20 protein-coding genes are annotated in these 21,691 nt (G+C 68.3%); 3 read left to right on the top strand and 17 right to left on the bottom strand.

The window, feature by feature from the left end; translation table 11 throughout:
• Nucleotides 1-44: 44 nt before the first annotated feature.
• The 14 genes from ND450_RS35670 to rplJ all read right to left on the bottom strand — a co-directional run bounded on the left by ND450_RS35670 (nt 45) and on the right by rplJ (nt 16,729).
• Nucleotides 45-3,530, bottom strand: coding sequence for a DNA-directed RNA polymerase subunit beta (locus tag ND450_RS35670; protein ID WP_253322640.1), 3,486 nt, complete (start codon nt 3,528-3,530; stop codon nt 45-47).
• Nucleotides 3,531-4,427: 897 nt separating this feature from the next.
• Nucleotides 4,428-5,246 carry a hypothetical protein gene (locus ND450_RS35665; RefSeq protein ID WP_253322639.1) on the bottom strand — a complete coding sequence of 273 codons (819 nt, stop codon included), beginning with the start codon at nt 5,244-5,246 and terminating at the stop codon, nt 4,428-4,430.
• Between the two features lie 87 nt (nt 5,247-5,333).
• The gene (locus ND450_RS35660; RefSeq protein ID WP_089915360.1) at nt 5,334-5,834 is read right to left on the bottom strand and encodes a hypothetical protein; all 501 of its coding nucleotides are present in this window, start codon (nt 5,832-5,834) and stop codon (nt 5,334-5,336) included.
• A complete protein-coding gene (locus tag ND450_RS35655) occupies nt 5,834-7,066 on the bottom strand; it encodes an MCE family protein (RefSeq protein ID WP_253322638.1) in 1,233 nt (410 codons plus the stop codon). The genes ND450_RS35660 and ND450_RS35655 overlap by 1 nt, the downstream gene beginning before the upstream one ends.
• A complete protein-coding gene (locus tag ND450_RS35650) occupies nt 7,063-8,202 on the bottom strand; it encodes an MCE family protein (protein ID WP_253322637.1) in 1,140 nt (379 codons plus the stop codon). The genes ND450_RS35655 and ND450_RS35650 overlap by 4 nt, the downstream gene beginning before the upstream one ends.
• Nucleotides 8,199-9,365 carry an MCE family protein gene (locus ND450_RS35645; protein WP_253322636.1) on the bottom strand — a complete coding sequence of 389 codons (1,167 nt, stop codon included), beginning with the start codon at nt 9,363-9,365 and terminating at the stop codon, nt 8,199-8,201. Before ND450_RS35645 ends, ND450_RS35650 begins: the two co-directional genes overlap by 4 nt.
• The gene (locus ND450_RS35640; protein ID WP_253322635.1) at nt 9,362-10,363 is read right to left on the bottom strand and encodes an MCE family protein; all 1,002 of its coding nucleotides are present in this window, start codon (nt 10,361-10,363) and stop codon (nt 9,362-9,364) included. The genes ND450_RS35645 and ND450_RS35640 overlap by 4 nt, the downstream gene beginning before the upstream one ends.
• Entirely contained in the window at nt 10,360-11,391 is a 1,032-nt protein-coding gene (locus ND450_RS35635; RefSeq protein WP_253322634.1) for an MCE family protein, read from the bottom strand. Before ND450_RS35635 ends, ND450_RS35640 begins: the two co-directional genes overlap by 4 nt.
• Entirely contained in the window at nt 11,388-12,692 is a 1,305-nt protein-coding gene (locus tag ND450_RS35630; RefSeq protein WP_253322633.1) for an MCE family protein, read from the bottom strand. Before ND450_RS35630 ends, ND450_RS35635 begins: the two co-directional genes overlap by 4 nt.
• A complete protein-coding gene (locus ND450_RS35625) occupies nt 12,689-13,498 on the bottom strand; it encodes an ABC transporter permease (protein ID WP_090065886.1) in 810 nt (269 codons plus the stop codon). Before ND450_RS35625 ends, ND450_RS35630 begins: the two co-directional genes overlap by 4 nt.
• Before the next feature lie 2 nt (nt 13,499-13,500).
• Nucleotides 13,501-14,286, bottom strand: coding sequence for an ABC transporter permease (locus ND450_RS35620; RefSeq protein ID WP_089915383.1), 786 nt, complete (start codon nt 14,284-14,286; stop codon nt 13,501-13,503).
• Entirely contained in the window at nt 14,283-15,350 is a 1,068-nt protein-coding gene (locus ND450_RS35615; protein WP_253322632.1) for an ABC transporter ATP-binding protein, read from the bottom strand. The genes ND450_RS35620 and ND450_RS35615 overlap by 4 nt, the downstream gene beginning before the upstream one ends.
• A 381-nt stretch (nt 15,351-15,731) precedes the next feature.
• The gene (gene rplL / locus ND450_RS35610) at nt 15,732-16,118 is read right to left on the bottom strand and encodes a 50S ribosomal protein L7/L12 (protein WP_089915389.1); all 387 of its coding nucleotides are present in this window, start codon (nt 16,116-16,118) and stop codon (nt 15,732-15,734) included.
• Nucleotides 16,119-16,174: 56 nt separating this feature from the next.
• Complete coding sequence (gene rplJ / locus ND450_RS35605; protein WP_089915392.1) at nt 16,175-16,729, bottom strand: 50S ribosomal protein L10; 555 nt, start codon at nt 16,727-16,729, stop codon at nt 16,175-16,177.
• Between the two features lie 245 nt (nt 16,730-16,974).
• Between rplJ and ND450_RS35600 the strand changes: the two genes are divergently transcribed.
• Both ND450_RS35600 and ND450_RS35595 read left to right on the top strand, forming a co-directional pair.
• Nucleotides 16,975-17,676 carry a hypothetical protein gene (locus ND450_RS35600; protein WP_253322631.1) on the top strand — a complete coding sequence of 234 codons (702 nt, stop codon included), beginning with the start codon at nt 16,975-16,977 and terminating at the stop codon, nt 17,674-17,676.
• Between the two features lie 9 nt (nt 17,677-17,685).
• The gene (locus tag ND450_RS35595) at nt 17,686-18,456 is read left to right on the top strand and encodes a methyltransferase domain-containing protein (protein WP_253322630.1); all 771 of its coding nucleotides are present in this window, start codon (nt 17,686-17,688) and stop codon (nt 18,454-18,456) included.
• Here the strand turns inward: ND450_RS35595 and ND450_RS35590 are convergent.
• Complete coding sequence (locus tag ND450_RS35590) at nt 18,415-19,305, bottom strand: NAD(P)-dependent oxidoreductase (protein WP_253322629.1); 891 nt, start codon at nt 19,303-19,305, stop codon at nt 18,415-18,417. The genes ND450_RS35595 and ND450_RS35590 overlap by 42 nt on opposite strands.
• Before the next feature lie 84 nt (nt 19,306-19,389).
• Here ND450_RS35590 and ND450_RS35585 point away from each other — a divergent pair, with 84 nt between their 5' ends.
• On the top strand, nt 19,390-20,358 hold the full coding sequence (locus tag ND450_RS35585; RefSeq protein ID WP_253322628.1) for a GlxA family transcriptional regulator: 969 nt from the start codon (nt 19,390-19,392) through the stop codon (nt 20,356-20,358).
• 61 nt (nt 20,359-20,419) lie between these two features.
• On the opposite strand, the gene rplA is transcribed toward ND450_RS35585, so the two are convergent.
• Both rplA and rplK read right to left on the bottom strand, forming a co-directional pair.
• Nucleotides 20,420-21,130: a 50S ribosomal protein L1 gene (gene rplA, locus ND450_RS35580; RefSeq protein WP_089915404.1), complete on the bottom strand. Its 711-nt coding sequence runs from the start codon at nt 21,128-21,130 to the stop codon at nt 20,420-20,422.
• A gap of 80 nt (nt 21,131-21,210) precedes the next feature.
• Nucleotides 21,211-21,645: a 50S ribosomal protein L11 gene (rplK, locus tag ND450_RS35575; protein ID WP_065915943.1), complete on the bottom strand. Its 435-nt coding sequence runs from the start codon at nt 21,643-21,645 to the stop codon at nt 21,211-21,213.
• Nucleotides 21,646-21,691: the final 46 nt, after the last annotated feature.

The following is a 21,691-nucleotide window of genomic DNA, read 5'->3' as shown; positions in this document are numbered from 1 at the left end:
GAGCGCTACGCGGGAGGCATTGCGCTCCCCAGCCGGCGAGGTGACTAGTTGACGACGTCGTCCACGGAGGGCGACTCGGACCTCGACAGGTTGATGCCGAGGTTCGCGGCCGCGCGCTCCAGGTCCTCGTCGTCGCCGTCGCGCATCTCGATCGCGGCACCGTCCGAAGACAGGACCTCGACGTTGAGGCAGAGCGACTGCAGCTCCTTGAGCAGCACCTTGAAGGACTCCGGGATGCCGGGTTCCGGGATGTTCTCGCCCTTGACGATGGCCTCGTAGACCTTCACGCGGCCGAGCACGTCGTCGGACTTGATGGTGAGCAGCTCCTGCAGGGTGTATGCGGCGCCGTACGCCTGCATCGCCCAGCACTCCATCTCACCGAAGCGCTGACCACCGAACTGCGCCTTACCACCCAGCGGCTGCTGCGTGATCATCGAGTACGGGCCGGTCGAACGCGCGTGGATCTTGTCGTCCACCAGGTGCAGCAGCTTCAGGATGTACATGTAGCCGACCGACACCGGGAACGGGTACGGCTCGCCGGAGCGACCGTCGAAGAGCTGCGCCTTGCCGTTCTCCTTGACCATCCGCTCACCGTCGCGGTTCGGGATGGTGGAGCCCAGCAGGCCCGTGATCTCCTCTTCCTTCGCACCGTCGAACACCGGGGTGGCGGTCTTGGTGCCGGGGTCGACGTCGTACAGCTCCTCGGGCAGGTTCTTCGCCCAGTCCGGGTCGCCGTTGACGCTCCAGCCCTGCTTGGCGATCCACCCGAGGTGGGTCTCCAGCACCTGGCCGATGTTCATACGACGCGGCACACCGTGGGTGTTCAGGATGATGTCGACCGGCGTGCCGTCCTCGAGGAACGGCATGTCCTCCGCGGGGAGGATCTTGCCGATGACGCCCTTGTTGCCGTGGCGGCCGGCGAGCTTGTCACCGTCCTGGATCTTGCGCTTCTGGGCCACGTAGACGCGGACGAGCTCGTTGACGCCCGGAGGCAGCTCGTCGTCGTCCTCACGCGAGAAGACGCGGATGCCGATGACCTTGCCGTACTCACCGTGCGGCACCTTGAGCGAGGTGTCGCGGACCTCGCGCGCCTTCTCACCGAAGATCGCGCGGAGCAGGCGCTCCTCCGGCGTCAGCTCGGTCTCGCCCTTGGGCGTGACCTTGCCGACGAGGATGTCGCCCGGCTGCACCTCGGCACCGATGCGGATGATGCCGCGCTCGTCGAGGTCGGCCAGGACCTCCTCGGAGACGTTCGGGATGTCCCGGGTGATCTCCTCGGCGCCGAGCTTCGTGTCGCGGGCGTCGATCTCGTGCTCCTCGATGTGGATCGAGGTGAGAACGTCGTCCTGCACGAGGCGCTGCGACAGGATGATCGCGTCCTCGTAGTTGTGGCCTTCCCACGGCATGATCGCCACGAGCAGGTTCTTGCCGAGCGCCATCTCACCGTTCTCGGTGCACGGCCCGTCGGCCAGGACCTGGCCCTCCTGCACCCGGTCGCCCTCGTTCACGATGGGCTTCTGGTTGATGCAGGTGCCCTGGTTCGAGCGACGGAACTTGTGCAGCGCGTAGGTGTTGCGCGCACCGTCGTCGGCCATGACGGTGATGTAGTCGGCGGAGACCTCCTCGACGACACCTGTCTTCTTCGCGACGACGACGTCACCGGCGTCGACCGCGGCGCGCAGCTCCATGCCGGTGCCGACGAGCGGCGACTCGGAGCGGAGCAGCGGCACGGCCTGGCGCTGCATGTTCGCACCCATCAGGGCGCGGTTCGCGTCGTCGTGCTCGAGGAACGGGATCATGGCCGTCGCGGCCGACACCATCTGGCGCGGCGAGACGTCCATGTAGTCGACGTCGGTCGGGTCGATGAACTCGACCTCGCCGCCCTTCTTGCGAACAAGAACGCGGTCGTCGGTGAAGTTGCCCTCGTCGTCGGTCGGCGAGTTCGCCTGCGCCTTGACGAAGCGGTCTTCCTCGTCCGCGGTCAGGTAGTCGATCTGGTCGGTGACCCGGCCGTCGGTGACCTTGCGGTACGGCGTCTCGATGAAGCCGAACGGGTTGACCCGCGCGTAGCTCGAGAGCGAACCGATCAGACCGATGTTCGGGCCTTCCGGCGTCTCGATCGGGCACATGCGGCCGTAGTGCGACGGGTGGACGTCGCGGACCTCCATGCCGGCCCGCTCACGGGACAGACCACCGGGACCCAGCGCCGACAGGCGGCGCTTGTGGGTCAGACCCGCGAGCGGGTTGGTCTGGTCCATGAACTGCGACAGCTGCGAGGTGCCGAAGAACTCCTTGATCGCCGCCACGACGGGACGGATGTTGATCAGGGTCTGCGGCGTGATGGCCTCGACGTCCTGCGTGGTCATGCGCTCGCGGACGACGCGCTCCATGCGGGACAGACCGACGCGGATCTGGTTCTGGATCAGCTCGCCCACGGTGCGCAGACGGCGGTTGCCGAAGTGGTCGATGTCGTCGACCTCGACGGGCACGTCGCCACCGGCGGCGGCGTCCATCATCGTCTCACCGGCGTGCAGGCGGACCAGGTACTCGATCGTCGTGACGATGTCGTCCTCGGTCAGGACACCCGTGTTGATGTCGGTGTCCAGGCCCAGCTTCTTGTTGACCTTGTAGCGGCCAACCTTCGCCAGGTCGTAGCGCTTGTCCTTGAAGAACAGGTTCTCCAGCAGGGCCTGCGCCGACTCCTTCGTGGGCGGCTCGCCCGGACGCAGCTTGCGGTAGATGTCGAGCAACGCCTCGTCGGTACCCGCGGTGTGGTCCTTCTCGAGCGTGGTCAGCAACGTCTCGCTGAACGCGAACCGCTCGCGGATCTGCTCCGTGCTCCAGCCCAGAGCCTTCAACAGCACCGTCACCGGCTGGCGACGCTTCCGGTCGATGCGGACACCGACGGTGTCGCGCTTGTCGACGTCGAACTCCAGCCAAGCACCCCGGGACGGGATGATCTTGACGCTGAAGACGTCCTTGTCGGTCGTCTTGTCGACCGCGGTGTCGTAGTACACACCGGGCGAACGCACGAGCTGAGAGACCACCACGCGCTCGGTGCCGTTGATGATGAACGTGCCCTTGTTCGTCATCATCGGGAAGTCACCCATGAACACCGTCTGGCTCTTGATCTCGCCAGTGGTGTGGTTGGTGAACTCCGCCGTGACGAACAGAGGTGCCGCGTACGTCATGTCCTTGTCCTTGCACTCTTCGGTCGAGGCCTTGACCTCGTCGAAGCGCGGGTCGGAGAAGGACAGTGACATGGAGCCGGAGAAGTCCTCGATCGGCGAGATCTCGTTGAGGACCTCTTCGAGGCCGCCCGTCGGGGTCTCGTCACCGGCGTCGACGCGGCGCTGGAACCACGCCTCATCGCCGGTGAGCCACTCAAAGGACTGGATCTGCAGGTCAAGCAGGTTGGGCGTCGACAGCGGTTCGTGAATCTTCGCGAACGAGACCCGCTTCGGCGCTCCGGGGATCCCCGACGTGGAGTTGGTCGCAGCAGTGGCCTTGGTCGCGCGAGAGATCGCCAAGATGCGTCCTTCCAGGGACAGGTAGCTGGCTAGAGCGAACTAGCACGGCTGTCAAGGGTGCGGCGATGCCCGCATAATCCACGCTCTCGGCGAAGGGCAAGCGGAAAATGGGCAGCGCAAAGGGGCAGTCTAGCCACGCGCACGGCGACTGTCGAGAGGCACCTGGAAGGACCCTCCTCTTGCTCACCGACAGAGTGACCCTGCATGAGCGTGCAGTCAAGATGTTGCGAACCGATCCACCCTCTGGATGGAGCGCCGTTTGCTTCTTTTCACCCATTCAACCTGCACAAACACGTGTGCGGCCGTTTTGGTGGGAAGTTGGCGGCTTCAAGTGGGGTTGCAGAGCGCCACGAGAATCGGTGTGACCGAGATCACGCGTGTCGGGGCTGGCGGAGGGGGTCTCATCGGTGCTTCTGGGGCTGGTGGGACGTCCTCACAGCGGTAGTTGATCTTAGGGGACGGGTGGGTGGTACCCGGCGCCGGCCCGGGCCAAACGACCTGGGGCTGGGTGGAGGGGCTGAGTGGCCTTGGGGTGGGGGCGGCGCGCACTGTGAGGCGTGGGCGTCAGGTGGGTGCGCGCGAGGTGCGGCGGCGCTGCGAGGCGGGGGCGTCATGTGGGTGCGCGAGGTGCCGCGGCGGTCCGAGGAGCCGGCAGGTGGGGTGGGCGCAAGGTGCGGCGGCGAGCCGAAGAGCGCGACGGCAGGTGGGGTGCCCGTCCGCGAGTGGGCGGCGGGCCGAGGAGCGCTGGGCATGGACGGTGCGCCCGAGGTGCGGTGGCGGGCCGAGGAGCCGGCAGGTGGTGTGCGCCGTGAGCAGGCGGGTGCGGGCCGCGGGTGCCGGACCGGCCACCAGCCCTGGAGGTGGCCGGTCCGCGTTCCCGGAACCGGAGCCGGCCCGTCAGCAGCCCTGGAGCTGCTGGTTCTGCTCCGCCGTCGCGCCGAACATCTCCATGTTGTCGATCTTCCAGCGGCCGCCGTCGTCGATCGTGCTCACGCGGAGCATGGCGGTGCCGCCGCCCGACTGGTTGTCGGTGGTGCGGGTGGTGACCTGGTCGGCGAAGACCAGGACGGTGGCGCGGTCGCCCTTGAGGGACGACACGGCCGAGGAGACCACTCGGACGGTCACGACGAGCTTCTGCTGCGGCGCGACCTCCCTCACCGGGCCGAAGACGGCGTTGTACTGGCACAGGGCCTTGCCGGTGAGAAGTTCCTTCGCGGCCTTCTCGGTGGCCTCGACGTCGGCGAAGTTGTACGAGAACGACTTCTCGACGGCCTCGCGGACCTGGCCGTTCACCTCCGAGGTGGTGGCCGAGTCGACCAGCGCGGCGTCGTAGGACACCGAACGCGACTTCACCAGGAAGAACGTGCCCAGGCCGCCGAGCAGGACCGCCAACAGGAGCAGGGCGGCCGGGAGCAGCCAGCCGGGCCTCGCGGCCGGGGAGGACGGCTCGGCACCGGACTTCTCCCCCGCGGGTTCCTCCTCGGCGGGCTCCTCCTCAGCGGCGGCGGGAGCAGCCTTCTTCGAGGGCTTCGCGGTGGCGGAGGGCTTCCAGTCGTCCGGCTCCGGCGCCTTGAGGTCCGGCTCGACGTCCGCCTTCTCGTCCACGACGTCCTCGACGTCCACAACGTCCTCGGCCACGACCTCGGGCTCGACGGCCGGTTCGGCACCAGGCTCGACAGCGGGGCCGGCGGGCGTGCGGCGGTTCAGGCCGGCCACCTTCGGGCGGCCTCCTGCCGGGGGCGTGGGGATGGGGCGGCGGCGGGGTGGAGGCACGTGCACTCGTTCCAATCAGCTCTGGCCGAATCAGACGCCTGACCGCAGCGGGCCGAGCTGGCTCAGCTTCCAGCCGTCCTCGGTGCGGGTGAGCTTGGTCAGGTACCGGTTGATCTTGGTGACCTTCTGGCCGCCGTCGGGGACCACGGTGCTCTCGACCACGGCGATCATGGACGCGCTGCCGGCGCGGTCGTCGAGCTCGGTGATGGCCGCGTCGAGGACCTTCGAGGTCGTCACGGACTTGGCGTCGACCAGCTGCTTCTTGCGCGAGTCCTTGTCCCTGTCGATCTCGGCGCGCAGCTCGCCGGTGGACGAGTTGAGCCAGCGCTGCAGGTCCTCGTCGACCTTCTTGTAGTCGAGCGTCAGGAAGTTCGCGACGCCGACCTGGCCGGAGCGCAGGGCGTCGTCGCGCACCGAGGCGAACGACGACTCCGACGAGTTCGACGCCGAGTACCAGGCCACGCCCGCGTAGGCGGCGTAGCCGAACGTCAGCACCGCCAGCACCGCGGCGACCACCGTGAAGATCCGCACTACTTCTTCCCCTCCGCGGGCAGCCCCAGCAGCTGGCCCAGCGACGTCAGCAACGGCACCTCCGGCACCGCGGCCTGGCCGGTCGGTTCCTGACCCGGCTGGGTCGTCGCGTTGCCGACCGGCGTCGTCGGCGTCCCACCGTACGGCGCGTTCTGCGAGCCTCGCACCGATGTCGCCGACCCGCGCGCGAGGGCGCAGTACGCCTGCGTGTTCAGCGGCGCCGCCGACGTGTCCGCGCCGGTCCGGATGGTCGTGCCCTCGTAGCCCACGGTGCACGGCAGCGGGTCGAACACGTTCAGGGCCAGCCCGAAGTGCGCCTTGCCGTCCCCCGGCGCCACGGTGAAGCCCCCTGCCACGGCGATGGGGTACGTCACCGCGATCTGCTCCAAACCGTCGCGCCTGGTCACGAGGATGTTCGAGGTCGTCAGCAGGTTCGCGAAGACCACGCCGAGGTTCGGCCCGCTCTCCTTCAGCAGCGCCGACACCTGCTCGGACGCCGGCGGCACCGCCACGATCAGCCGTCGCAGGTCGCCGTCGGAGGCCTTGAGCTGCTCGGCGAGCAGCCGCAGGTCACCGCTGAACGACCGGATCGCCCCGCCCGACGCGGCCTGCGTGGCCAGCACGATCCGCCCGTCCTGGAGCAGCTGCGTCGTCTGCGGCAGGTGTTCGCGAGCCGCCGCCGTGAACGCCGCGGTGTTGTCGATCAGCACCTGCAGGTCGCCACCGGTGCCGCTGAACGCCGTGTGCAGCTCGTCCACGACGGTCCGCAACGAGTCCGTCGGCACCGAGGAGGCGAACGAGTCCAGGTTGGACAGCAACCCGTCGACGGGCGGCGGCGTGCGGGTCGAGGACCGCGGGATGACCGACCCGGCCTCCAGGTACGGGCCGTCGTCGCTCTTCGGTCGCAGGTCCACGTACTGCTCACCCACGGCCGAGCGGTTGGCCACCACGGCCTCCAGGGCGGACGGCACGCGTGGCGCGTCCGCGTCCAGCTCCAGGTCGACCTCGATGCCGTCCGACGTCAGCCGCAGCTGCCCGACCCGTCCGATCGTCACGCCGCGATAGGTCACCTCGGCGTTGGAGAAGATGCCGCCGGAATCGGCCAGCTGCATCGTCACGACCGTCGACGACGACTTGAACAGACCGATGTAGGTCGCACTCACGTACGACACGCCCAGCAACGCGACCAGCACGAACGCGCCGATCTTGAGCTTCGTCGACCGCAGGATCACTTGCGACCACCTCCCAGCAGCCCGCCGAGCAGGTCGCCCAGCCCGGACCCGGTGCCCTGCCCGAGGATCGGCAGCGGGATGTTCGGCATCGGCAGCGGCGTCCCCTGCGACGGGATCAGCGAGTCGACCGGCGACTGCCGCGACCGCCCGAGGTTGTCGAGCACGGTGCCGAGGTTCAGGTCGAGGTCCATGAACGCGTTGGTGTAGTCGCCCTTGATGCCGTCGAGCGCCTCGTCCGGGAACGGGTAGGTCAGCAGCAGCTCGAGCGACTTCGGCAGGTTCTGGCCCGACTGGGCGAGCTTCGTCAGCGTCGGCTGCAACGCCTTCAGCGACGCCACGATGTCGTCACGGCTCTTGTTCACCGTGTCGGTCGCGACGTCCGAGAGCTTGTCCAGCGACTGCAGCAGCGTCACGAGCTGCGTCCGCTGCTCGGCCAGCACCTTCAGGCCGGGCTCCAGGTCCGTCAGCGCGACCGCGATCTTCTCGCGCTGCTGCGCCAGCGTCCCGGAGAGCCGGTTGAGGGAGTCGAGCGCGCGGACGATCTCCGCCTTGTGCTTGTCGAACTCCCCGACGAACGTGTTGAGGTTGCCCAGCAACGAGCGGATCTCCTGCTCGTTGCCCGCCATCGCCGCGTTGAGCTCCTTGGTGATGTTCTGCAGCTGCGCGACACCACCACCGTTGAGCAGCATCGACAACGCCCCGAAGACCTCTTCGACCTCGGGGTTGCGGTTGGTCTTGTCCAGCGGGATCACGGCGTTGTCCGCCAGCGTGCCCGAGGCGTCCTTGGGCTTGCCCAGCTCCACGAACTTCTCGCCGAGCAACGCCGACTGGCGCAGCTTCGCGAACGCGTTGGCGGGCAGCCGCACGTCGCCGTTGACCAGCATGGTCACTTCGGCGGTCCAGCCGTCGGAGCCGAGATCGATCTTCTCGACCCGCCCGACCGGCACGTCGTTGACCTTCACGCCGGCCTGCGGCACCAGGTCGAGAACGTCCTTGAACTGCGCCTTCACCGTGTACGGGTGGTCGCCGACGTCCGCGCCGCCGGGCAGCGGCATGTTGTAGACGCCGTCGAACCCGCCCGAGCCGCAGCCCGACACGAGCACCACCGCGGAGAGAACCAGGGCCAGCTTCCTCACTGCGGCACCCCCGCGAGCGGCAGGGGCAGCGGCAGCTTGCCCGCGTTCAGGTCGCCCAGCACCTCGGCCGGCGTCTTCAGCGGCAGCGCGCCCGTCAGCAACGGCTCCAGCTGCCGGCACGTGTCCGCCAGAATCGGCGGCACGTTGTTCGGCGTCGCCTGCTGGACGAGCTTGCAGACCAGCACGATCGGCGGCTGGTTCAGCTCGTTGATGTCCGCGCGGACGTCGAGCGTGCCGGACGCCGCGTTGTAGGAGTTCTGCAGGTTGCCCAGCGCCAACGGCGCCACGTCCAGCGTCTCCGCGAGCGCGGCCCGCTGGTTCACCAGCACCTGCGTGATCGAGGCGAGCTTGTCCACGTTGGACTTGAGCACCTCGCGGTTGTCCTTGATGAACCCCTGGACCTGGCCCAGCGCGGTCGCGAGCTCGCTCAACGCCGCGCCGAGGTCCCCGCGTTCGTCGGCGAGCATCTTCGACACGTCCGCGAGCTGCTTGTTGAAGTCGCGCACCTGGCTGTCGTTCGCGGCCAGCATGGCCGTGAACTTCTGCAGGTTGTCGACGGTCGCGAAGAGGTCCTCCTTGGACCCCGACAACGTCCGGGTGGCCTGGCCGAGGTTCTTCAGCGTGTCGTTGAGCGCCTGGCCGTTGCCTTCGAGGTTGCGGGCCGCGGAGTTCAGCAGGTCCGCCAGCGCCCCGTCGGCGTTCGCGCCGTTGGGGCCCAACGCGGTCGTGAGCTTGTCGAGCGACGAGTACAGCTCGTCGAGCTCCACCGGTGTCGCGGTGCGCTCGCGCGGGATCACGGCGTTGTCGGCCAGCGTCGGACCGCCGGTGTAGGCGGGCGCGAGCTGCACGTACCGGTCGGAGACCACGCTCGGCGAGACCACGACGGCCTGCGCGTTCTCCGGCACCCGCACGTCGCGGTCGAGCGTGAAAACGACCTTCACGGTCTTGCCCTCGGGCGTGACCTCGTCGATCGTGCCGACCTTCACGCCGAGCACCCGCACGTCACCGCCGGGGTAGACGCCGACGGCGGCCGCGAAGTGCGCGGTGACCTTGCGCCCGTTCATCCCGGCGAAGACCCACCACAGCGCGGCCGTGACGACCAGCGCCAGCACGCACGCGATCGCGATGAACCTGCCGACCTTGGAGTTGGCCACTTCCGTCATCGCTTCACCCCCGGAGGCAGGCAGCCTTCCTCGTTGAACCCGACGACGCCGAGGTTCACCGCGGGCGGCAGCAGACCGCAGATGTAGGTGTCGAACCAGCGCCCGTTGCCCAGGGTGTTCGCGAAGACGCGGTAGAACGGCGCCATCAGCGCGAGGCTGCGGTCGAGGTTCTCCTGGTTGCGCTCGAGGATCGTGGTGACCCGGCCGAGCTGTTCCAGGGCCGGCTTGAGCTGGCTCTGGTTGTCGTTGACCAGCCCGCTGAGCTCACGGGAGAGGTTCCGCGTGCCGGTCAGCAGCGCGCTGATGGCCTCGCGGCGCTTGCGCAGTTCGCCGAGCAGCAGGTTGCCGTCCGACAGCAGCTTCTCGAACTCGGCGTTGCGGTCGGCCAGCGTCTTGGTCAGCTGCCGGGTGTTGTCGAGCAGCTTCGCCAGCTGCTCGTCGCGCGAGGAGATCGTCTTCGACAGCGCGGACAGGCCGTCCAGCGCTCCCCTGACGTGCTCGGGCGAGTTCTTGAAGGTGTCGGACAGGACCGTGAAGCTGTCCGCGAGCTGCTTGGTGTCGATCTGCCCGACGGTCGTCGCGAGCCCGTTGAACGCCTCGTTCACGTCGTACGGCGCGAGCGTGCGTTCCTTCGGGATCGGGTCGCCGGGCGAGAGCGGCTGGGTGCCCTGCGGGTCCAGCGCCACGAACTTCTGGCCCAGCAACGTCTTGATGCGGATCATCGCGGTCGTCCGGTCACCCACCCAGGCGTCCTTGACCTTGAAGGTGACCCGCACCCTGTCGCCGTTGAGCTTGACCTTGGTGACCTTGCCGACCTTCACGCCGGCGACGCGGACCTCGTTGCCCGGCACCAGTCCCGCGGCCTCGCTGAAGTCCGCGGCGTAGCTCGTGCCGCCGCCGACGATCGGCAGGTCGTCGGAGTAGAACGCGGCCAGCAGCAGCAGGGCGATCAACGTCAGGCTGATCGCGCCGGTCCTGATCGGGTTGGCGGTCCTCATCGGCGGCACCTCTGCTGTGTCACCGGCAACGCCGTGATCGGAATCGGGTTGGTGATCAGCGGCGGGACCGCGACCTGGCCGGTGCCCTCGCACAGGTAGAAGTTGAACCACGAGCCGTAGGTCGCGGTCCGCGTGATCGTCTCCAGCTTGTTCGGCAGGCGCTGCAACATGCCGTCGACCACCGCCTCGCTGTCGCCCAGGGTCTTCGAGACGATGCCGAGCTGCGCGATGTCGTTGCGCAGCGGCTCGCGACCCTGCTCCAGCAGGCCGGAGGTGGCCTGCGTCAGGTCGCCGAGCGCGGTGATCGCGTCCCCGATCGGCTGGCGGTCCTGCGCGAGCCCGGACACCAGCGTCTGCAACGTGATCACGAGGTTGTTGAAGTCCTCGTCGCGCGAGTTGACGGTCTCCAGCGCGGTGTTGAGGTTGTCGACGACCTCGCCGATCACCTTGTCCTTGCTCGCCAGCGTGCTGGTCAGCGAGGCCGTGCGCTGCAGGAGGCTGTCGATCGTGCTGCCTTCTCCCTGCAGCACCTGGATGATCTCGAACGACAGCTTGTTCACGTCGTCGGGCGAGAGGGCCTGGAAGAGCGGCTTGAAGCCGTTGAACAGCACGGTGAGGTCGAGTGCGGCCTTCGTGCGCTCCAACGGGATCGTGCCGCCCTCGGGCAGCACGGCCGCGGTGTCACCGGTGCCGGACTCCAGCGCGATGTACCGCTGCCCCACCAGGTTGCGGTACTTGATGGTCGCGGTGACGGCCTCCGGCAGCTTGCGGTCGCCGTCGATCGAGAACGACACCTCGGCGGTCTTGCGGTCGACGACCTTGATCTCGTCGACCTGCCCGACGCGGACACCGGCGATGCGGATGTCGTCGCCCTCGTTGAGCGCGGTGACGTCGGTGAACCGGGCCTTGTAGTCGGTGGCGCTGGCCAGGTTCACGTTGGCGATGGTGACCGCCAGCAGCGACGTGGCGAGGATCGTCACGACGGCGAACGCGATCAGCTTGAGCAGCGGGGAGAGCAGGCCTTTCACTCGACCGTCACCTCCGTTCCGCGGACGAGCGGACCGAGCAGCAGGCTCGACCAGCCGGGCATGTCCTGCGGGTCGACACCGACGCGCGGCCCGAAGAGCGCGGCGATCAAGCGGGCCTCCTCCGGGGAGTTGGCGAGCCTCAGCACGTCCGCGGACTGCGGCACGGTCGCGCCGGGAGGGATCAGGCCGTCGCTCGCGTTGCGGGCGGGCGGCGGCGAGCTGGACCCGTCCTTCACCGGCCCCTCCGGCGGGTACTGCGGGAACGGGTCCGGCCGCGGGATCAGGTCGTAGCAGCGGGGGCCTCGCTTGTCGGCGTACTCCGGCTCGTCGAGGTTCGGCTTGTACTTGCCGCGGTTCTGCGTGATCTCCAGCGTGATGTGCAGACCGGGCTTGTCGGTGCCGGCGCCGAACGCCTTGCTGATGATCGGTTCGAACTCCGCGAGTCCCTTGAGCAGGCACGGGTACTCGGGCGCGTACTTCGCGAGCAGCTCGAGCGTCGGCCTGCCGGTGTCGGCGAGCGCGATGATGTTGTTCTTGTTGACCGTGACGAAGCTGGTGAGGTCCTGCGACGTCGTGGTCAGCGACCCGTAGAGCGCGAGCAGGTTGTCGCGCTGCTCGACGACGGTCTTGGTCGTCGTGGTCATGTCGTTGAGCGCCTGCAGCAGGTCCGGCGCCGCGTCCGCGTAGACGTTCGAGACGTCCGCGAGCCTGGAGATGTTCTCCTTCAACGCGGGCAGCTGCGGGTTGAGCTCACCGAGGTAGGAGTCGAGCGACACCAGCGTCTCGCCGAGCGGCTTGCCCCGCCCGTCGAGCGCCTGCGACAGCGCCGTCAACGTGGTGGCGAGCTTCTCCGGCTGGATCGCCTGCAGCACCGGCATCAGGTTGTCCAGCACGCGTTCGAGCTCGATCGCGCTGCTGGTGCGGTCCTGCTCGATGACCGCGCCCTCGCTGATCGCGGCCTGCTTCTGCTGCGGCAGCACGAGGTTCACGTACCGCTCGCCGAACAACGTCTTGGGCAGCAGGCGCGCGCTGACGTTGGACGGGATCTGGCCGACCTTGTCCGGCTCCAGGGCCAGCTCCAGCTCGGCGCCGTCACCGCTGGTGCGCACGGCCTTCACCGAACCGACGATCAGCCCGCGCACCTTGACGTCGCTCGCGGTCTGCAGCTGGTTGCCGATGTGGTCGGTCTTGAGCGTGACCTTCACGTACTCGCTGAAGGCGTCCTTGTAGAGCGCCACCGTGAGCGACAGGAACATGGCGATCGCCAGGAGGAAGGCGATGCCCAGCACGCGTTTCCTCATCCGGCGATCCTCACGGTCGTAGTGGCACCCCAGATCGCGAGGCTCAGGAAGAAGTCGAGCAGCGCCGTCGTGACGATCGCGGTCCGCACGGCGCGTCCGACCGCGACACCGACGCCGGCCGGACCGCCGGACGCGCGGTAGCCGTAGTAGCAGTGGGTCATGATGATCACGACCGCGAAGACCAGCACCTTGCCGAACGACCAGAGCACGTCGATCGGCGGTAGGAACAGGTTGAAGTAGTGGTCGTACGTGCCCGCCGACTGCCCGTAGAACTCCACGGTGATCGTTCTCGCCGCGAGGTAACTGGTCAGCAGGCCGATCACGTACAGCGGGATGATCGCGACGAAGCCGGCGATGATCCGCGTGGTGACGAGGAACGGCAGGCTGGGGATGCCCATGACCTCCAGCGCGTCGATCTCCTCGGAGATCCGCATCGCGCCGAGCTGCGCTGTGAAGCCGCTGCCGACCGTGGCACTCAGTGCGAGCCCCGCGACCAACGGCGCGATCTCACGGGTGTTGAAGTACGCGCTGACGAAGCCCGCGAACGCACTCGTGCCGATCTGGTTGAGGGCCGTGAAGCCCTGCAGACCGACCACCGTGCCGGTGAACACGGAGAGCCCGACCATCACGCCGATCGTGCCGCCGATGACCGCGAGCGCACCGCTGCCGAAGCTGACCTCGGCCAGCAGCCGCAGCGTCTCCTTGGAGTACCGCTTGAGCGCGCGGGGCGTCCAGGCCAGCGCCTTGATGTAGAACGACAGCTGGTCGCCGAACCCGTCGAGGGTGGAGAGCACCTTGTTCGCCATCGTCAGCTCCCCTTCGCGGGCACGACCTGCAGGTAGATCGTGGTGAGGACGAAGTTGACGAAGAACAGCAGCAGGAACGTGATGACCACGGCCTGGTTGACCGCGTCGCCCACGCCCTTGGGCCCGCCGGCGGGGTTGAGGCCCCGGTAGGCGGCCACGATGCCCGCGATGAACCCGAAGATCAGGGCCTTGATCTCACTGATCCACAGGTCGGGCAGCTGGGCCAGCGCGCTGAAGCTCGCGAGGTAGGCGCCCGGCGTGCCGTCCTGCATGACCACGTTGAAGAAGTAGCCGCCCATCACGCCGACGACGCTCACCATGCCGTTGAGCAGCACGGACACGAGCATCGCCGCCAGCACCCGCGGCACCACGAGCCGGTGGATGGGGCTGACGCCGAGCACTTCCATCGCGTCGATCTCTTCACGGATCTTGCGCGAGCCGAGGTCCGCGCAGATCGCGCTGCCACCCGCTCCGGCGATCAACAGCGCCGTCACGATCGGACTGGCCTGCTGGATGATCGCGAGCACGCTGGCCGCGCCCGTGAACGACTGCGCACCGATCTGCCGCGTGAGAGACCCCAGCTGAAGTGCGATGACCGCGCCGAACGGAATGCTGACGAGGGCCGTCGGCAACACCGTGACGCTGACGATGAACCAGCTCTGCTGGATGAACTCCCGGAACTGGAACGGCCGCCGGAACGTCGTCCGCACGACGTCGATCCCGAGCTGGCAGAGCTTCCCGGTCTCCCGCAGCGCACCGGCGCCGGGGAACGACGTCTGCGTGGTCACAGCACACCACCCCGCCGGGGCCACGGGCTGGGCGTCGGCGCCACCGCGGGCACACCGGCGTGCACGCCGTACCGCACCTGCTCCTCGGCGGTCAGGCTCTCGATGATCCCCTGCTGGGCCTCGTGCGGCAGCTGGTGGATGATCGACATGACCCGGTCCTTGCGCCGGCGCACGGCGTCCCGGTACGGCAGCCCTGGCGTCGGCTCCAGCTGCGGCACGATCCCGCGGACGTCACCCTCGGGCGACCCGTCGGAGTGCCCGGCGTCGGCGTGCGCCTGCTCGGCCGCCATCGTGGCCGTGTCCTTCTCCTCGGACATGCCGATGGGCCCGAGCCGCCGCCCGTTCAGGAACTGCTCGACCACGGGCTCGTCACTCGTGAGGAGGACCTCCCTGGGCCCGAACATGATCAGCTCGCGCCGGAACAGCATGCCGAGGTTGTCCGGCACGGTCCGCGCGATGTTGATGTTGTGCGTGACGATCAGGATGGTCGCGTCGATCTGGGCGTTCAGGTCGATCAGCAACTGGCTCAGGTAGGCGGTCCTGACCGGGTCCAGCCCGGAGTCCGGCTCGTCGCACAGGATGATCTCGGGATCGAGCACGAGCGCCCGCGCCAGCCCGGCCCGCTTGCGCATACCGCCGGAGATCTCACCGGGCAGCTTCTTCTCGGCGCCGACGAGACCGACCATCTCCATCTTCTCGAGGACGATCCGCCGGACCTCGGCCTCCGTCTTGCGGGTGTGCTCCCGCAGCGGGAAGGCGATGTTGTCGTAGAGGTTCATCGACCCGAACAACGCGCCGTCCTGGAACAGCACGCCGAACATCTTCCGGATCTCGTACAGCCGGTGCTCAGAACAACGCACCAGGTCGGTCCCGTTGATGACGATCTTGCCCTGCTCGGGCTTGAGCAACCCGACCAGCGACTTCAGGAACACGCTCTTGCCCGTACCCGACGGCCCGAGCATCACGCTGACCTCACCCGGCGGCAACGTGAGCGAGACGTCCTGCCAGATGGTCTGCTTGCCGAAGGACTTGGTCAGGCCCTCGACGACCACCTCGACACCCATCCACCGCACCTCCGCACACGCCCGACGACGCCGCAGCGATCGGCGTCACACCTGGGCAACGAGTTCGTTCGCGGGAGGTTACTCACCAGTTGGGCTAATGGCGGTTGCTTTCAGATAACAGCACGCTGTGTGACCTCGCAAAACGGTCACCACGGCCTGGTTCGTCGCCTGATGACAGGAACTTTCGAGACTGATGTGACTCCGAACACAGGCGGCAAGCACCCAAGTCCGGCGCGCGTGGAGCGAGCCGTAGTCGTCCTCGCAAGGCGACCCGCCCCCACGAACGCGACCACCCGTCAAACGCAAAACGGGCGTGCACCACAAGGTGCACGCCCGTTCAGGCACTGCAAGGCAGAACGCCGGCCCCCGAAGGGGCGAGTCTCACTTGAGCGAGATCTTGGCGCCGGCAGCCTCGAGCTTCTCCTTGGCGGCCTCGGCAACGTCCTTGGCGACGTTCTCGAGGAGCGGCTTCGGAGCGGACTCGACGAGCTCCTTGGCCTCCTTCAGGCCCAGGCCCGAGACGACCTCGCGGACGACCTTGATGACCTGGATCTTCTTGTCGCCGGCGCCCTCGAGAACGACGGTGAACTCGTCCTTCTCCTCCTCGGCGGCGGCAGCGGGGCCGGCCGGGCCCGCAGCGGCAACGGCGACGGGCGCCGCGGCGGTGACCTCGAAGGTCTCCTCGAACTGCTTCACGAACTCGGACAGCTCCAGGAGGGTCATCTCCTTGAAAGCGTCGAGCAGCTCTTCGGTGCTGAGCTTCGCCATGATCGGCGGTCCTTTCTAATCTCCCGCGCGAAAGCGCCGGGCGTGTCTTCGGGTGATCAGCTTTCGGCGGGAGCGTCGGCCTCGGCGGCGGGAGCCGCAGCGGCCTTCTTCTCCTGCAGGGCAGCAGCCAGGCGAGCGACCTGGGAAGCCGGGGCGTTGAACAGACCCGCGGCCTTGGCCAGGTTGCCCTTCATCGCGCCCGCGAGCTTCGCGAGCAGCACCTCACGGCTGTCGAGGTCCGCGATAGCGGTGACCTCGTCGACCGAGAGCGGGCGGCCATCCATGTAGCCGCCCTTGATGACCAGGGCCTTGTTGTCCTTCGCGAAGTCGCGGATCGCCTTGGCGGCGTCGACGGGCTCGCCCTCGACGAACGCGATGGCGGTCGGACCGGAAAGAAGGGCCTCGAGGCCCTCCACACCGGCGTCCGCGGCGGCCAGCTTGACCAGCGTGTTCTTCGCGACGGTGTACTTGGTGCCCGCGCCGAGAGCGCGACGCAGCGTGGTGAGCTGCGCCATGGAGAGGCCACGGTACTCGGTGACAACCGCTGCCGAGCTGCTGCGGAACTGGTCCGCGAGCTCAGCGACCGCCGTAACCTTCGTGGGCTTCGCCATGATCGCCTCCTCTCTGGGCTGGGTTAGACCGCCGATCAGAGAAGGCTCCGAAACAACAGAAACGCCCACGCGCACAAGCAGCACGGGGCGTCACAAGAAGCTGGGCCTCGTCCTCCCTGCGCGGGCCGCCCGTGTTGCAACGGGGCCTTCGTTCTCCTCGCGGAGAAAACCTGCGGTCTTCGGTAGAACCAGGCAAGAGAGTACGCGAGTCGTATCCGCAGCTCCAAATCGGCATGATGTGACCTGTGACCGACGAGCCCGGCAAGGACCTCGCGCCCCGCCAGCCGCAGCCGCCGCAGCCGCCCGCGCCGCAGATGGATCCGGAGCAGCTGCGGCAGTTCCAGGAGTTCCAGCGGTTCCAGGAGTACCAGCGCTACCAGGAGGCCACGGGCCAGGCCCCCAAGCCGCCCGGTGGCAAGCGCTGGTGGCTGGTCGTGCTCGGCAGCGGCCTGTTCTGGCGCGCGTTGTTCTTCCTCCTCGTCGTCTTCAGCGCGGTGTGGGCCTACAACCACTTCTTCGGCGTCGACGACCCCGGCGACGTCGCGCAGGACAGCGGCGGTGTCACCGGACCGGCCCAGGGCCTCTCCGCACCGGCCGGCCTGCAGGGCACGGTCGGCATGTTCTACAAGCACGTGTCGTTCGCCGACACCACCCGCGCCTGCACGCTCTTCCTGCGCGACGACACCCGCCAGAAGTTCGCGAACGCCTATGGCGCAAGCGATTGCGCCGCCGCCGTCACGCAGCTGAAGACCCAGGTGACCAGCGTCGACCGGTACCAGCAGGTCATGTTCCCGCCGGACATGCTCAAGACCCCGACGTCCACGAAGGTCACCATCGACTCGTGCGCGCTGACCGTCGAGGGCGGCCCGCGCCTCGGCACGTTCGTCGTCGAGAAGATCAACGCCGGCTGGGTGATCACCGACTGGAGCCCCAGCGCCTGTGGTTGATTGGGGTGCATGCCACATGCACTGGGGGTACCGAGCCCCAACAAGGTCGCGTACATGGCGGACGCCGCCGACCTAGGCCGGGACTACAAGCACCACCTGCTCGTCTCGCTCGACCTGAAGCCCGGTGACACGGTCCTCGACGTCGGCTGCGGCCCCGGCACGGACTTACCGGTCATGGCCGACGCCGTCACGCCCTCCGGCCGCGTCATCGGTGTCGACGTGGACCCGGCGATGGTGGCCGCGGCCAGGAGCTTCTCGCACTTCTACCCGCAGATCGACATCCGCCGGGGCGACGCGCACGCGCTGCCCGTGGACCCCGGCACCGCCGGGCGGGCTCGCATGGATCGCGCATTGCAGCACGTCGAGGACCCGGCCGGCGTCCTCGCCGAGCTCCACAAGGCGCTGGAGCCGGGTGGTCTGCTGCGCATCGCCGAACCCGACTGGGACGCCCTGCTCGTCGACGGCGACCTCGAGATGAACCGGGCGTTCAACCGGTTCGTCTGCTCGACCATGGTCCGCAACGCGACGATCGGCCGTGAGCTGCCCCGCCTGGCGCGGGAAGCGGGCTTCGAGGTCGAGGGCGTCCGCGCGGTGACGACGGTCCTGCGCGACTTCGCCAGGGCCGACTACACCCTCGCCCTCACCCGCAACACCGAACGAGCCGTCCGGGCGGGTGCGATCGAGCGCGCCGACGGGGAGCGCTGGCTCGCGGAACTGCGGGAGGGCGACTTCCTCGCGTCACTGACGATCTTCCTGCTGTCCGCCCGCAAGCCCCGGTGAGACAAGACCGAACGACTCGACGACACGGGAGAGGCTCGCCTCCCCGTGTCCCGAGTCGACCTGCAGGTCGACGAGGGCCTGGAGCGCGTCGAGCCCGGCGAACGGCACGCCCTGCGCCTCGGTGGCGCGGATGAGCGTGGCCACGCCGGACCGGTTCATCGCGATGCTCGACTCCGCGTTGTCGTAGCTGCCGGCGTCGATCTCCTCCGCGAACGTCGTCAGCGCCGGTTGGAGGTCCTCCAACCAGGCCAACAACATGGGCGTGAGCTCGGTGACGTTGATGCCACCGGCTCGCGCCAGCGCGGCGGCGTGCAGGAAGCCGCCGAGCAGCCCGTACATCCCGGACAGGATCGCCACGTCGTATCCGGAGGCGCGACCCGCATCCTCACCCAGGAACGTGACCTTTCCCAGCAGCGCCAACGGTTCCCGCCAACGCTCGGGCACGGCCGGCGAACCGCTGTAGATGATCGACGACGCGTCGGTGCCGATCGTCTGGGGCACCGCGTACACCGCCCCGTGCAGGTACTCGGCACCGTTCGCCGCAGCCCACTCGGCCAGTTCACGCGCTTCGCCGGGCGTGCCGGAGGTGAGGTTCACCAGCGCCCGCCCGCGCACGTCCACACCGCGCAGGACCTCTTGCGCCGCTTGGTGGTCGAGCACGGCGACGACCACGAGCCGATTGGCCGCCACCGCCTCCGCCGCACTGCCGGCGACGGTCGCCGCGAGCCCGGCAGCCTTGGCCGCGGACCGGTTCCAGACCGTCACGGGGTGGCCCGCCCGCACGAACGCCTCCGCCAACGCGCGTCCGAGGTTTCCCAGTCCCAGCACGGTGATCGCTTCAGATGTCATGCGTCCAGCCTCGCCGCGCGTGATCACCCCGACCAGTGACCGGAATGACCACCACCACCAAATTCCTGCCATAGGCTGGACCGCATGAGCGCTGGATCCGTCGCCCTGATCGTGCCCAGCGACTTCGGCGTGGCCGACCTCTACGAACTGGGCGTCCCGGCAGCCGTCTTCGGCACTCCGCAGCCCGACCTCGCCGACCCCTGGTACGAGTTGTGGTTGTGCGGCACCGGTTCCCGCACACACGACACCAAGCCGGGCTTCACGCTGCACAGCACTCACGGCCTGGACGACGTCGTGCGCGCGGACACCGTCATCGTGTCGTGGGTGCCGGACGAGGTCATCGAGGACAACGCGCCCGTTCCACCCGATCTGGTCTCCGCGCTGCGCCAGGCCCACGACAACGGCGCACGGATCGTCTCGGCATGCGTCGGCGCGTACGCGTTGGCCGAAGCCGGCCTGCTGGACGGCAAGAGGGCCACCGCGCACTGGATGCACACCGCCCTGCTGGCCGAGCGCTACCCGAAGGTCCAGGTCGACGACTCGCAGCTCTACGTCGACGAGGGAGACGTGCTGACCAGCGCAGGCATGTCCGCGGGTCTGGACGTCTGTCTGCACCTGGTGCGCCGCGACCTGGGCGCCCACGTGGCGAGCCAGCTCGCCCGCCGGATGGTCGTGCCGGGACACCGGCCGGGCCACCTCGGCCAGTTCGTCGACCTGCCGGTGCCCGCGAGCGACGAGCAAGGGCTGACACCGGTGCTCGACTGGGCTCGTGCCCGCCTGGACGAGCCGCTGACGATCGACGACCTGGCGCGCAGGGCCGCGATGAGCCCGCGGACCTTCTACCGCAGGCTCCAGGCCACCACGGGCACGACACCGTTGCAGTGGCTGCTGAACGAGCGCATCACCAGGGCGCAGGTGCTGCTGGAGTCCACCGACCTGCCGTTGGAGAAGGTCGCCGCGCTGAGCGGCATCGGCACGGCCAACAACCTCCGCCACCACTTCCTGAAGCAGGTGGGGCAGTCCCCCGGCGACTACCGCCGCACCCGTCGCTGAACAGCAGAAAGGCCCCCGGCGAACCGGGGGCCTTTCTCAGCTAGCTGTGAACCGGCGAGGCTCAGGCCTCGTCCACCAGCATGTTGCGGGTGCGGTTCGGGTCGACCGGGATGCCGGGGCCCATCGTCGTGGAGACGGTGACCTTCTTGACGTACCGGCCCTTGGCCGCGGACGGCTTGGCGCGGAGCACCTCGTCCAGCGCGGCCGCGTAGTTCTCGACCAGCTTCTCGGAGTCGAACGACACCTTGCCGATGACGAAGTGCAGGTTGGCCTGCTTGTCAACGCGGAAGTTGATCTTTCCGCCCTTGATGTCGTTGACGGCCTTGGCGACCTCGGGGGTCACGGTGCCGGTCTTGGGGTTCGGCATCAGGCCACGCGGGCCGAGGATGCGGGCGATGCGGCCGACCTTCGCCATCTGGTCGGGGGTCGCGATCGCGGCGTCGAAGTCGAGCCAGCCACCCTGAATGCGCTCGATCAGGTCCTCGGAGCCGACAGCGTCCGCACCGGCGGCCTCGGCCTCAGCGGCCTTGTCACCGGTTGCGAAGACGATCACGCGGGCGGTCTTGCCCGTACCGTGCGGCAGATTCACGGTGCCGCGGACCATCTGGTCGGCCTTGCGAGGGTCGACGCCGAGGCGAATCGCGACCTCGACGGTGGCGTCCAGCTTCACCTTGGACGTTTCCTTGGCGAGCTTGGCGGCCTCCAGCGGCGAGTACAGCCGCTCCCGGTCCACCAGCTCGGCGGCGGCCTTGTAGGCCTTGCTGCGCTTCATAACTCTGTCCTTAATTGCTGTGGATCAGTCGTGGTTCGTGAGCCGCGCTCGGCTCTCCCACGCTTTCAAAGGGGGTGCGATCAGCCTTCGACCGTGATGCCCATGGAACGGGCGGTGCCGGCGATGATCTTCGCGGCCTGGTCGATGTCGTTCGCGTTCAGGTCGACCATCTTGGTCTGCGCGATCTGACGCACCTGCTCCATGGTCACCTTGGCGACCTTGACGCGGTGCGGCTCGCCGCTGCCCTTGTCGACACCAGCGGCGGCGAGGATGAGTCGCGCGGCCGGCGGCGTCTTCAGCTTGAAGTCGAACGAGCGGTCTTCGTACACGGAGATCTCAACCGGCACGACCTGACCGCGCTGCGACTCGGTCGCGGCGTTGTAGGCCTTGCAGAACTCCATGATGTTGACGCCGTGCTGACCAAGCGCGGGACCGACGGGCGGCGCCGGGTTGGCGGCACCAGCCTTGATCTGCAGCTTGATGATCGCTGACAGCTTCTTCTTCTTGGGAGGCATTGTCCGTACTTCCTGTTATTGCGGTGTCCGCGCGCGGCTCTGCCAG

This window comes from Lentzea sp. HUAS12 (genome assembly GCF_024125735.1).
Classification (GTDB): Bacteria; Actinomycetota; Actinomycetes; order Mycobacteriales; family Pseudonocardiaceae; genus Lentzea; species Lentzea albida.
The sequence above is the reverse complement of the archived record's forward strand: the minus strand, read 5'-3'. Positions and strand labels throughout refer to the sequence as shown.